The organism is Ruegeria arenilitoris (assembly GCF_013030265.1).
Taxonomy (GTDB): Bacteria; Pseudomonadota; Alphaproteobacteria; order Rhodobacterales; family Rhodobacteraceae; genus Ruegeria; species Ruegeria arenilitoris_E.
Map to the genome: position 1 here is coordinate 79,856 of NZ_WPZQ01000014.1, position 12,615 is coordinate 92,470.

Consider the following 12,615-nt stretch of genomic DNA (forward strand, 5'->3'; position numbering starts at 1 on the left):
GTTCAGGATTAGCGGAACAGTGACAGGATCGATTGCGGCGCCTGATTAGCAATCGAAAGCGACTGCGTTGCCAATTGCTGCTGAACCTGCAGCGCTTGCAAACGTGCCGACGTCTCTTCCATATCTGCATCGACCAATGCGCCGATCCCGGATTTGAAGGAGTCAGACAGGTTCGAGATGAACTCTTTCTGAGTTTCAATCCGCCCCTGTGCCGAACCAAATGCTGCCGAAGCGTCAATCGAAGTATCGATCAAAGTCTCGACAGTGGCTAAAGCAGCTGTCGCTCCAGCGCCGGTCGACACATCAATACCCGCCATCGCACCAAGGCCACCGGATCCAGCATTCACAAATTGGGCTGAGAACGAGATGTCCGCACCGGTGTTGTTTGCGATCGCCAACGTGCCTGCCGTGCCGGAGTCATATTCGACGGTCAGCCCGGTGATGCCCATCTCTTCGATCTTGGCCTTTAGCCCGACCGCCACGATATCACCGGTTGTCGTGGCGGCAGCATCCGCCGCAGTAACCGTATATGAGACAACGCGGTCATCGATAGCCACAACCACTTTGTCACCAGCTGCAAAGGCGCCGCTGGATTCGTCAGTTACCAGGGCGGTTGCCGAGGTCGCGGTGTTTGCGATCGTTGCACCAACCCGATCATTACCAGTGGAGGACCCTGTCGACCCGTCAAATACCTGCTTGGTGACATAACCACCGGTGGACAGGTTCTGGCCAGCAACGTTGATGGACGATGCGGTCACGTTGCCGGTGTTATCACGGTCCAGAGAAGCCAGGATTGAGGCGGAACCAGCGGAACCATCTACCAGATTCAAACCGTTGAATTGTGCCGCGCCAACAACCGAAGCGATCTGATCCTTCAGTGCTGTAACGTCCGCGTTGATCTTGTCACGGTCAACGTTGTCCTCCTGCGCCGCCACGATCTTGCTTTTCATCTGGGTCAGCAGATCAGTCACGGTCTCAGAAGCGTTTCGCGCAACTGCCACAGTCGATTCACCTAATGCCAGACTGTCTTTGATGGCATTGAAACCTTTTACGTCGGATTCCATCACCTTCGAGATCGCCCAAACAGCCGAATTGTCCTTGGCTGTCGCAACATCTTTACCCGTCGAGATCGCGTTCTGAGTTGTCGCCAGGTTCTTGTTGACCGACTTGAGCGTCTGCAGCGCGACCATTGCGCCATTGTTTGTCAGAATGCTGGACATGTTCTTTCATCCTTTTTCTTTCGGGCATTCGTCGCCCATTTGCGCCTGCGGAAACCCGCAGGCATTTTGTCGTTCTGACCTGTGCGATGTACCATCCGGTGTTCGCGCCACCTGCTGTTTCAGGTGCGAGACCACTTTTGAGCGCGATCCACTAACGGAGTGCTAAGACCGGCTGCCCGTAAATTTTGCATTTGATTCAAACCACCGTTCATGCTCGTTTTTCCAGCTTGGCATGGCTGCGCACGGCATAACCGCTGCGCTGCCCGGATGAGTCATATGTGCTGAATTCCTGACGCACCCGGCGCAGCTCTGCCATACGGGTGGCTACCGCGCGAAGTCCATCCGCTGCGCTATTCAACAAGGTCTGATTCCGCTCGATCTTTTTTTGGACCCGAATCAAATCAGCACTGTCGAACACCTGCACGTCATTGAGTGCTCCGATCAGCTTTTCCTTCTCGGGAAACATATGATCCAGTCTATCCAACTCTCCGTCGACGAGAGCTGCTCGCTCAAGATCCAAAACTTCTTCAAGAGCTTTGATCAGGTCCGATTCAGGGTTTCTTTGCATCCGCTTTCTCCATCATGGCGTTGAACAGGATTTCAGAAAGACCAACCCCACCCGATCGCGCCAATTGCTGCGCCTGGTGCTGTACAAGAAACGAGGTGAACTGATCCTCACCCGCTCCTCCTCCAAAGAGCTGGCGTGATTTTCCCATCCCTGCAGACTTGAGCATCTCTGCCAGAAAGGTCGCTTCCAACTCCGTCGCTGCGGACTTTAACCTTTCCGTAACCGGTCGGACTGGCTCTGAGGATGGGGTGTGCACGATTTCCATCATTATCTCCGAAATTTGCTTCGAACTTTCACGATCAAAGAGGAAAGCGGTTAAAATAAACGTAACCTCCTGCGGGCAAGTTTCCGGACAAACAAACGGAGCCGGAGCAAAATGCCCAACCCTCTGACATTAATGACCGCATCGGCACAGCCGAATGCCAATCCCGATAAAAGTCAGCCGGAGCAACGTGAAACCAATGGCAGGTTGGTATTTCAGGACATCGTTGACGAGAACGCAATTCAAGACGATGTCGATGATGACGCCGCTGTCTTCTCTGAACGGGAAACCGATAGCGATATAGTCGGTGATGAAATTCGTACAGACGCCGACCTTGAGCCCGAACTTGTGGTCCACACTATAACTAGCCCTTCTACCAAAGCGGAGTTGGCAACAGAGCTGCCCGACAAGGACAAAGCATCTCAGCCCGGCTTGCATGAGATTGAGATGCAGCAGTCTCGAAACCCAATTCCAGCCGAGAACATGCTGTCGATCCAGAAGTCAGCTAAACCCATCGATCCGGCCACAATCCAGACAAATCCTGAGTTAGCGGCCTCTTCTGTTTCATTCGAATGGCACAGCAAAGCCAGTCAGCCAAATCTGTTCACTTCGGATCAAACACGTCTCATCGCAGAACAGGCCGTTATCACACGAGCAGTCAGCGCGATCGACTCCAGCTCATCAATCAATGAGAACAAGATGGATCTAGTGCCGGAACACTGGAGCAAACACGCATCTTTGAGTGATACCCCACAGCGGGCTCAAATTCACAATTCAACTCCGCAGATGCTATCAACGCCTGCGCATATGCAATTGCTGGCGAAAACCAATGACTACCGAACTGACGAGCCCTTTGTGCTACAAGAGGTGGGAGAAATTCCGTCCTCAATGGAAGCAGTTCAAACTCAGAATCCAAAAGACACCGGAGCGATCGCGAATTCAGCACCGCCTACAGCGCGTGCCGAGATCGCGCGCGCCATCGCGGGGCAAATGGCAACGATGGTAACGGCACGACCGGGAGCGGGTAGTATTGAAATCGCCCTAAGCCCCGAGGAACTGGGCCGTGTCTCTATTGTTCTGAACGGTCGTGAAGATGGGATGCAACTGGTGATCGCCGCAGAACGGCCCGAAACACTGGATCTGATGCGCAGGCATATTTCGCTGTTATCAGCTGAATTCCAAAAACTGGGATACGCTAACTTGTCATTCGATCTGGATACGCCCTCGGATGCGCATCATGACAGTCAGGTAGATAATTCTGAAGCAACACCAAATGTGGCTGAGCCTGATAGTGAATTTCAACACGCGGCTACCGTTCAAAAAACGATCCCTGATCGGGGTCTGGACATGAGGCTTTAAACAATGATCTCGGCAACCAATTCAGCGGCTCAGCCTGCTTCGCAGCAACAAACCACACAGCAATCGAAAAGCTCGGGCCTGACCTCAGATTTTGAGACCTTTCTGCTGATGCTGACAACGCAGGCCCGAAATCAAGACCCGCTCAAGCCTCTTGATTCTTCGGAATACGCCTCGCAGCTGGCGCAGTTTTCGATGGTTGAACAACAGGTTCAGACCAATGAAATGCTCGCCACTCTTACTCAGGCTATGGGGAGCGTAAAGTTGGAAGAGTTGTCCAACTGGGTCGGCATGGATGTTCGCGCAGCTTCGGCCTTTCAATTCGACAACACCCCTGTCGAGATCTTTGCAAATCCCGAGGACACTGCTGATAAGGCCGTTCTTGTTATCAAGGATGCCGAAGGCACAGTCATTGACCGCATCACCGTATCGGCAACTGAAAAAGAGTTTACCTGGGCGGGCATGGATGAATCGGGAAATCCGCTGCCGTCTGGCAACTACTCGGCCTCTCTCGAAAGCTACAAAGACGGAAAGCTGCAGTCTGACAAACCTGCGTCGGTTTACAGCCGCGTGGTAGAAGCCCAGGTAAGTGAAGGCACCATCATACTAAAACTAGAAGGCGGCACCGTGATTTCCGCAAGAGATGTGACCGCAGTTAGGGCAGGCGCTTGATCTGACAGGTGGGACAGGTCAAGTCTTGGCGAATTGCGATTCGCCTCAAGCCACTGGTAAAAAGCCCTGCCTGATCTTTCCTCACCTCCAACTGGTCTTATCGCGCAACTCTTTGACGAGGGTTTTGTCAGTGCCAACGCCAGTTTTGAAACGCTGTATGGAGGGCGCACCAATCGGGTATGGAAGGTTGTGGGTGGCGACGGTGACAAGGTTCTGAAGCTCTACAACTCTGAGCTACGAAACCCTCTTTTCCGGAACGATGCAGAGCTTGAGGCCCAATGTCTACACGCCCTTGATTCAACCGGTTTCGTGCCCCGCTTGCGGGCCGCCGGGGTCTTCGGACCGGATCGCTGGGTGTTTTATGATCATGCCCCCGGAACGCCATGGAACAGGCAAGCTGAAAACGTTGGGAAACTGCTCAAAAACCTGCATTCCCTTCGGGTAGATATAGATGCGCCTCAAGGGTGCAATGGTAGTGAGGACCTTGCTGATCATGGCGAGCGTATTCTGGCAGGTTGTCAGTCCAAGCGCGTTGCGCAGTTACGGCAATTGCGCCCGCGAAAACACGTAATACCTCTGACGCAAAGACAGCTGATCCACGGGGATCCGGTGGCAGGGAACATCCTTGTCTCGCCGACCGGACTCACTCTGATTGACTGGCAATGCCCAGCTTTGGGTGATCCTTGCGAAGATCTGGCAATGTTTCTCTCACCGGCTATGCAGCAGCTGTACCGAGGTCAGCCACTGTCCGCGTCGGAAACTGCAGAATTTTTATCTGGCTATGACCAGTCAGATGTTACTGCCCGATATGAGGCCCTGCGCCCCTGGTACGCATGGCGTATGGCTGCGTACTGCCTCTGGCGCGCGGAGACAGGTGCTGTGGACTATAACGCAGGGTATGAACTGGAAATCGCAGCCCTTCTATAGGCACCAGACATTCAGAAATCAGCCAATCCCATGAGTGCATAGGCCGGGGGCATCAATGCCCGGCGCCACGTTCCCAAAGGAAATCGGCCCGGTGGTTGTGATATAGGGGAAGGCAACTCAATACTGTGACCCAACGCTAAGCGGGCCAGCGCCTTGCCACAATAGGTTCCCATCGCGACCCCATTTCCATGATATGCAAAGCCTGCGAACATTCCGGATTGTCCGGGCACCGGTCCGACATAGGGGGTTAAGCCGCGTGTCAGGCACACCATTCCTGACCACATATGTGTAGCTTCAACCTCTGCCCAGGCTGGAAACATTGTTCTGAAATCCTTGAGGGCTTTCTTGCGAATTCCAGCCTCTGCGCCGGGTGAAGACAACAACCCACCGCGCATTCCGAACAGGAAACGACGATCCGGCATCAAACGAAAATAATGGAGCAGGTTACGTGTGTCATATGACATCTGATCCGACGTCCAGCCCTGTGCCTGAAGTTCTGCATCTGTTAGCGGACGCGTAACCATCGCCGTCGATTGCGTAGGCATGTAACGTCCAGCCATCCAACGCGGCAGATCTTCGCTGGAATATCCGTTGGTGCAGATCAGGACGGTACTGGCTTTGATGCGGCCACTCCTGGTCCGTAGTTCAAATCCTGACGCCGCCCGATTAATCTCGGTCACTGCGCTTTGCTGAAACAGTTGTGCGCCCTGCAACTGCGCTGCGGCAGAAATTCCAAACAGGTATTTTCGCGGGTTAAGACCAAACCCTATCGGGGTGGTGTAGCCGCCAAAGAAATTCCCCCCAAACCCCAGTTCCGGAAGATCTGCAGCTTCATGCAGCACACCGGTTTCATCGGCATTCCGACGCAGCTTCTCCATGGCCCGTGGTGTATGCGCCAACTGCGTCTCACCATTGGAGTGGATATCGGCGTCAACCTGATGTGTCGCCAATAGTTTCGCAACCAGCGATACGGCGTCTGTTTCGGCCTGCTCATAAGCCTCGGTTTCACCCGAACCATATCGCCTGACCATTTTGGCGTGATCGAGTTTCGATCCGCCGAGGCAGCAAAACCCCCCGTTTCGCCCGGATGCGCCCCATCCCGGCGTTTCAGCCTCAAGCACCGCAACCGAAGCGCCCGCCTCGGCAAGGTGCAACGCAGCAGAAATACCCGTAAACCCGCCACCAACAATTGCCACGTCGACACTAAGATCGCCGTCCTGAATCGGCCAATCCGGGCTGTCGATGGTTTCATCCCACCAGCAATTCGTGCGCGGACCGGGTCCGTAGGTGTAGTCTGGAAAAATCCGCCTCATTCTGCGCGCGCTGCTGCCATTTCATCCTGCCTTTGACGCATCATCGCGCGCTTGGTCACCAGCGACGCAGTAATGACGCCCACTGTGACGACAGCGATCATGATGGTGGACAAGGCATTGATTTCCGGGCTAACCCCCAAACGCACCGCCGAGAAAATCTTGATCGGAAGTGTCGTGGCCGAAGGCCCGGAGGTGAAGGATGCAATCACCAGATCATCCAATGACAGGGTAAAGGCAAGCAACCAGCCCGAGATTACTGCAGGGGCAATGATGGGCAGCGTCACAAGACGGAAAGCCTGAGCCGGAGAACAACCCAGATCGAGTGCGGCCTCTTCCAGCGATTGATCGAAAGTCACCAGACGTGAAGACACAACCACGGAAACGAAACACATCGAGAAGGTCGTATGCGCCAGAACAATTGTCAGGATACCCCGATCCAGCCCGATACCGATGAAGAGCAGCAACAACGACAAGCCTGTGATCACTTCGGGCATCACCAACGGTGCGTAGATCATTCCCGAAAACAGGGTTCTGCCAAAGAAACGACCACCACGTACCAGAACGTAGGCAGCTGCAGTCCCTAAAATAGTGGCGAGAGTTGAGGAGAAAACAGCGACACGCAAAGTAACCCATGCCGCATCAAGAAAGGCCTCATTTTGGGCAAGTTCGCCATACCATTTCGTTGAAAACCCGGCCCAGACCGTCACCAGCTTGCTTTCATTGAAGCTGAAGACGATCAGGATAACCATCGGAATATAGAGGAAGGCAAACCCCAGCGTCAGGGATACTGCGTTGAACCAGCTCAGCCTGTTCATTGCTCGGCCTCCGTCTGTTTCTGCTGATTCCGTTGGAACAGCACGATCGGAATGATCAGGATGAGCAACAGGACCACTGCCACTGCGCTGGCCACTGGCCAGTCACGGTTCGAGAAGAATTCCTCCCACAGAACTTTGCCGATCATCAGAGTACCCGATCCGCCCAACAAGGACGGGATCACGAACTCACCAATCACCGGAATCATGACGAGGAAACACCCAGCGATGATACCGGGGCGCGACAGCGGGATGGTCACCAGCCAAAAGGCTTGCAGGCGCGAGCATCCCAGATCCTCGGCCGCTTCGATCAGTGATCCATCCATACGCTCCAGTGCAGAATAGATGGGCAGGATCATGAAGGGCAGATAGGTGTAAACGATACCGATATAGACCGCAGTATTGGTGTTCAGGATCGTCAGAGGAGTCGAGATGATGCCTGTCCACAAGAGCAGTTGGTTCAGATACCCTTCGTTGCTGAGGATACCCATCCACGCATAGACGCGGATCAGGAACGAGGTCCAGAAGGGCAGGATCACCAGCATCATCAAAGTCGGACGCCATTCTTCGGGTGCCCGGGCCATTCCATAGGCAATGGGATAGCCGACAATCAGGGTCAAAATGGTCGAAATCAGAGCGATTTTGACACTGGAAAGATAAGCCTTCCAATAGAGATCATCTTCGGTCAGCCAGACGTAGTTTTCGAAATCAAGCTGGCTGAAGAAGTCTTTCAAACCGGCCCAGCCCTCGGACAAATCCAAGGTTGGGGTGTAGGGCGGAATCGCCAGTGCTGTATCCGACAGCGAAATCTTCATGACGATGAAGAATGGCACCAGAAACAGCGCCAACAGCCATAGATATGGAACGGCAATCAGAAAGGCGCGGCGCATCAGCTGGCCAACAGAACCGCAGCCGTGGCCGTGAACGACAGCCAGACCGGGTCTTCCCAGGTAAAGGACCGGCGCGAGATACGACGGGTATTTGCCGTTTGCGCCTTGATGATCGTGCCGTTCGGCAACTCAACGTGATAGGTCGATAGATTACCGAGATAGGCAATGTCGTGCACCTTGCCCTGAATCGCGTTGATTGCATCCGCAGGCCGTTCTGCGGAAATAGCCACCTTCTCTGGCCGGATCGCCAGATGACAGTTTTGCCCGTTCGAAAACCCGGAAGAAGATGTCGCGGTCAGAGGTGCCTGACCTTCTGCCCAGTCGATCTGATAGGTTTCATCCCCGTTCGCGGATGCGCGCCCTTCGATGATATTCACGTCGCCGATGAAGTCCGCGACATAAACCGAATTTGGGTTTTCATAGATCCGATCAGGCGTTGCCACCTGCTTGAGCTGTCCCTGATCCATGACCGCGACGCGGCTGGCAACGGTCATCGCCTCTTCCTGATCATGCGTCACGATCACGAAGGTGGTTCCGGTTTTCTCCTGAATATCCATAAGTTCGAACTGCGTATCCTGGCGCAGCTTTTTGTCCAGGGCGCCCAGCGGCTCATCCAGCAGCAACAGTTTCGGGGCCTTTGCCAATGACCGGGCCAGTGCCACACGTTGTCTTTGGCCACCTGAAATCTGATGTGGTTTGCGGCGCGCAAACTGTTCCAGTCGGGTTAGGCGCAACATCTCTTCTACCCGGTCTTCAAGATCCCGTTTTGGCATATTGTCGCGACGCAGCCCAAAGGCGATGTTTTCCCAGACACTCAGGTGCGGAAACAGGGCGTATGACTGGAACATCATGTTCACCGCCCGCTTGTTCGGCGGGATCGGATCAATGTCCTGGCCGCTTAGCAGAATGTGGCCTTCAGTCGGGGTTTCAAACCCGGCCAGCATTCGCATCATCGTGGTTTTGCCACAGCCCGATGGTCCGAGCAGAGCAAAAAATTCACGTTCGAAAATATCCAGCGACAGGTTGTCGATAGCAGTGAATGAACCAAAGCGCTTGGTAACATTCTGAAACTGGATCAAGGGTTTCGCCTGTGGGTCATCCCACGGCGCGAAGACGTCAGAGTTCAAAGCGGCCCCCGTATGTCGGTCTGGACAAATGATGTGCAAGGCGGGTCTGCCGCCTTGCACTGAGCAATCGGATCAGGTGCCCGATTTGATTTTGGTCCAAAGGCGGGTCACGACCCGCTGGGTCTTGGCCGGATAAGGAGTGGTGATATAGAGGTTCTGCATCGTGGCTTCATCCGGATAAATCGCCGGATCGCCGATCACGTCTTCTTCCAGAAACTCTTGTGAGGCTTTGTTGCCGTTGGCGTAGTACACATAGTTCGAAGCAGCTGCCATATTGTTGGCGTCCAGAATGAAATTCAGGAACTTGTGTGCGCCTTCAGGATTCGGTGCATCAATCGGAATTGCCATCTGGTCGAACCACATCAACGACCCTTCGGCAAAGGGGTAATATTCGATGTTCACACCGTTGTCGGCCTCGGCTGCGCGATCACGGGCCTGAAGGATGTCACCCGACCAACCCACCGCCACACAGATATCACCGTTGGCCAGAGCATTGATGTACTCCGAGCTGTGGAACTTCTGTACATACGGACGAACTGCGGTCAGAATTTCCTCGGTCTTTGCGATAACATCCTTGTCGTGACTGTCCGGATCTTCACCAATGTACTGCAGCGCCATCGGGATGATTTCTGTTGGGGCATCAAGAAAATGCACACCGCATTCGGCCAGCTTTTCCATATTCTCCGGCTTCAGGACCAGATCCATGCTGTTCAGCGCCACGTCCTCGCCCAGCGCTTCTTTGACCTTGTCAACATTTACGCCGATCCCTGTGGTTCCCCACATATAGTTGATCGAGTAGGCATTATTTGGATCATAGCCAGCGGTGCGTTCCTGAATGACATCCCAAAGGTTGCCCGAGTTCGCTAGTTTTGACGTGTCGAGTTCCTGAAACGCCCCAGCCTGGATCTGGCGCTGCAGGAAAGTTCCCGAAGGAACAACAACGTCGTAACCCGACCCACCGGCCAACATCTTGGTTTCCAGAACCTCGTTGCTGTCGAACACATCATAGATCAGCGTCAGACCGGTTTCTTCTTCGAACTTACTTAGCAGTTCTTCGTCGATGTAGTCTGACCAGTTATAGACGCGTACCTCTTCGGCGAATGCAGCCGAAGTCCCCAACGCGACGATCGCTGTCATTGTCAGCGTTTTGATTTTCATTTTCTTCTCCCTGCGTGTGTGAGGGTATTTTCCCTTTTTTTTGGATTTGATCAAGTTTTGCGTTTTCACTCGATACAGCGTATGGTTTCACGAGGCTAAGGAACATGACAAGAGAAGGTTCCTCAAAACGGTATGAACCACTTGGATTTGATCAAAAATAAGGCATCCTCGGAGCAGATGGACAACCCAAAGCAACCGGCACATGAGCAAGTTTATCGCACACTGAAATCACAGATCATGTTTGGCGATTTGATACCCGGACAGCCGGTCACGATACAGGGTCTGACTGATTCTCTGGGCGTCGGCATGACCCCGGTTCGTGAAGCGATCCGCCGCCTGATCTCGGATGGAGCATTGATCTTTCAAGGCAATCGGCGCGTGAGTGTACCACTGCTGAATGACGACGATATCGAGCAGATGATTTTTGCGCGAAAGTCAATAGAATCAGACCTTTCGAGAAGAGCGGCAAAGAATATGACCGCTGCCGACATAGACCAGCTCGAAAGGATCGATCAGCGTTTGGACCGCACCATCGCGGACGGGGATGTTGGTGGGTACCTTCGATTGAACCATGCTTTTCACGAAACACTCTATGCCCACGCTGACGCCCCGATTCTCAAGGATCTGGCAGAACGTTTATGGCTTCGGTTCGGTCCTTCACTGCGCGTTGTATGTGGACGATTCGGGACCCAAAGCCTGCCTGATCGCCACAAGGACATCATCGTGGCATTGCGCGATGGCGATGCCGAGAAAGCGGCAATCGCTACCGCACAAGACATCGAGCAGGGAATGGAACTTATGGCCGGTGCCCTCACGAACGCCTAGTTTTGTCTCGATTCGATTGACAGTACAAAATTTGATCATATTGTGATCCGCAACCGCTGTTGCAGGAGATTCTCCGATGTCTACCATCACAAACCACATGCCAACTGCTGAGTTGCAGGCCCTGGATGCAGCACATCACATGCATCCTTTTTCGGCCAATGGATCACTGGGTGAAGAAGGCGCACGCGTCATCACCCGAGCCAATGGCGTTTACCTGACGGACAGTGAAGGCGAGGAAATTCTGGACGCCATGGCGGGTCTGTGGTGCGTCAATATTGGTTATGGCCGCGATGAGCTGGCCGAAGTTGCAGCCCGTCAGATGCGCGAACTGCCTTATTACAACACGTTCTTCAAAACGACCCACGTTCCCGCCATCGCTCTGGCCGCGAAAATCGCGGAACTGGCGCCGGGTGATCTGAACCACGTATTTTTTGCCGCAGGCGGATCAGAGGCGAACGACACCAACATTCGTCTGGTTCGCACCTACTGGGCGGAAAAAGGCCAGCCGGACAAGAACATCATCATCAGCCGCAAAAACGCCTATCACGGTTCTTCGGTAGGCTCGGCATCGCTGGGTGGTATGGCTGGCATGCATGCTCAAGGCGGTATTCCGATCCCTAATATTCACCACATCAATCAGCCTAACTGGTGGGCGGAAGGTGGTGATACGTCGCCAGAGGAGTTTGGCCTTGCCCGCGCACGAGAGTTGGAGGAGGCGATACTCGAGCTGGGCGAAGACCGCGTTGCGGCCTTTATCGCCGAGCCAGTACAGGGTGCGGGCGGTGTGATCGTTGCCCCCGATACCTATTGGCCGGAAATCCAGCGCATCTGCGACAAGTACGATATCTTGCTGATCGCGGATGAGGTGATCTGTGGCTTTGGTCGTACGGGCAACTGGTTCGGGTCCGAAACCGTTGGAATCAAACCGCATATCATGACCATCGCCAAAGGCCTCAGCTCTGGCTACGCCCCCATTGGTGGGTCAATCGTCTGCGATGAGGTTGCAGAAGTTATCGGCGGTACCGAATTCAACCACGGCTACACCTACTCGGGCCACCCGGTCGCAGCGGCGGTCGCGTTGGAAAACCTGCGCATTCTTGAAGAAGAGAAGATTGTTGAGCATGTGCGTGATGTCGCGGCCCCTTACCTGAAAGAAAAATGGGAAGCACTGGTCGACCATCCGTTGGTCGGCGAAGCCAAGATCGTTGGCATGATGGCATCGGTTGCATTGACACCCGATAAAGCAAGCCGTGCCAAATTCGCGTCTGAACCCGGAACGATTGGGTACATCTGCCGTGACCGCTGCTTTGCCAACAATCTTATCATGCGTCACGTGGGCGACCGCATGATCATCTCGCCCCCGTTGATCCTGACACCGGCGGAAATCGATGAGATGTTCGTGCGGATTCACAAATCGCTGGATGAGGCGCACGCTGAAATCATCGAAAGAGGTTTGATGAAGTCGGCTTCGTAAGAAAGCGGTTG

Annotated in this window: 13 protein-coding genes; 5 read left to right on the top strand and 8 right to left on the bottom strand. The window is 54.0% G+C overall.

Annotated features, from left to right (window positions below):
- Window positions 1–8 precede the first annotated feature (8 nt).
- From GOX61_RS21040 to GOX61_RS21050, 3 genes are all read right to left on the bottom strand, one after another.
- On the bottom strand, window positions 9–1,220 hold the full coding sequence (locus GOX61_RS21040) for a flagellin (RefSeq protein ID WP_155145877.1): 1,212 nt from the start codon (window positions 1,218–1,220) through the stop codon (window positions 9–11).
- 208 nt (window positions 1,221–1,428) lie between these two features.
- Window positions 1,429–1,788 (bottom strand): flagellar biosynthesis protein FlgN, encoded by a 360-nt coding sequence (locus GOX61_RS21045; protein WP_170336884.1) that lies wholly within the window; start codon window positions 1,786–1,788, stop codon window positions 1,429–1,431.
- The gene (locus tag GOX61_RS21050) at window positions 1,772–2,053 is read right to left on the bottom strand and encodes a rod-binding protein (protein WP_170336886.1); all 282 of its coding nucleotides are present in this window, start codon (window positions 2,051–2,053) and stop codon (window positions 1,772–1,774) included. The genes GOX61_RS21045 and GOX61_RS21050 overlap by 17 nt, the downstream gene beginning before the upstream one ends.
- 111 nt (window positions 2,054–2,164) lie before the next feature.
- Between GOX61_RS21050 and GOX61_RS21055 the strand changes: the two genes are divergently transcribed.
- From GOX61_RS21055 to GOX61_RS21065, 3 genes are all read left to right on the top strand, one after another.
- The gene (locus GOX61_RS21055; protein WP_170336888.1) at window positions 2,165–3,409 is read left to right on the top strand and encodes a flagellar hook-length control protein FliK; all 1,245 of its coding nucleotides are present in this window, start codon (window positions 2,165–2,167) and stop codon (window positions 3,407–3,409) included.
- A 3-nt stretch (window positions 3,410–3,412) separates the two neighbouring features.
- Window positions 3,413–4,078 carry a flagellar hook capping FlgD N-terminal domain-containing protein gene (locus tag GOX61_RS21060; RefSeq protein ID WP_170336890.1) on the top strand — a complete coding sequence of 222 codons (666 nt, stop codon included), beginning with the start codon at window positions 3,413–3,415 and terminating at the stop codon, window positions 4,076–4,078.
- A gap of 153 nt (window positions 4,079–4,231) precedes the next feature.
- Entirely contained in the window at window positions 4,232–5,005 is a 774-nt protein-coding gene (locus GOX61_RS21065; protein WP_170336973.1) for an aminoglycoside phosphotransferase family protein, read from the top strand.
- Window positions 5,006–5,016: 11 nt separating this feature from the next.
- Here GOX61_RS21065 and GOX61_RS21070 read toward each other — a convergent pair whose 3' ends face one another.
- From GOX61_RS21070 to GOX61_RS21090, 5 genes are all read right to left on the bottom strand, one after another.
- Entirely contained in the window at window positions 5,017–6,318 is a 1,302-nt protein-coding gene (locus GOX61_RS21070; RefSeq protein ID WP_170336892.1) for an NAD(P)/FAD-dependent oxidoreductase, read from the bottom strand.
- Window positions 6,315–7,133 (bottom strand): ABC transporter permease, encoded by an 819-nt coding sequence (locus GOX61_RS21075; RefSeq protein WP_155145888.1) that lies wholly within the window; start codon window positions 7,131–7,133, stop codon window positions 6,315–6,317. The genes GOX61_RS21070 and GOX61_RS21075 overlap by 4 nt, the downstream gene beginning before the upstream one ends.
- Window positions 7,130–8,020: an ABC transporter permease subunit gene (locus GOX61_RS21080; RefSeq protein ID WP_155145890.1), complete on the bottom strand. Its 891-nt coding sequence runs from the start codon at window positions 8,018–8,020 to the stop codon at window positions 7,130–7,132. The genes GOX61_RS21075 and GOX61_RS21080 overlap by 4 nt, the downstream gene beginning before the upstream one ends.
- Window positions 8,020–9,147 (bottom strand): ABC transporter ATP-binding protein, encoded by a 1,128-nt coding sequence (locus tag GOX61_RS21085; RefSeq protein ID WP_170336894.1) that lies wholly within the window; start codon window positions 9,145–9,147, stop codon window positions 8,020–8,022. The genes GOX61_RS21080 and GOX61_RS21085 overlap by 1 nt, the downstream gene beginning before the upstream one ends.
- A 72-nt stretch (window positions 9,148–9,219) precedes the next feature.
- Window positions 9,220–10,305, bottom strand: a complete 1,086-nt coding sequence (locus GOX61_RS21090; RefSeq protein WP_155145894.1) for a polyamine ABC transporter substrate-binding protein — start codon at window positions 10,303–10,305, stop codon at window positions 9,220–9,222.
- 177 nt (window positions 10,306–10,482) lie between these two features.
- On the opposite strand from GOX61_RS21090, the gene GOX61_RS21095 reads away from it, so the two are divergent.
- On the top strand, window positions 10,483–11,130 hold the full coding sequence (locus GOX61_RS21095; RefSeq protein WP_209016167.1) for a GntR family transcriptional regulator: 648 nt from the start codon (window positions 10,483–10,485) through the stop codon (window positions 11,128–11,130).
- A 76-nt stretch (window positions 11,131–11,206) separates the two neighbouring features.
- Window positions 11,207–12,604 (top strand): aspartate aminotransferase family protein, encoded by a 1,398-nt coding sequence (locus GOX61_RS21100; RefSeq protein ID WP_170336896.1) that lies wholly within the window; start codon window positions 11,207–11,209, stop codon window positions 12,602–12,604.
- Window positions 12,605–12,615 lie beyond the last annotated feature (11 nt).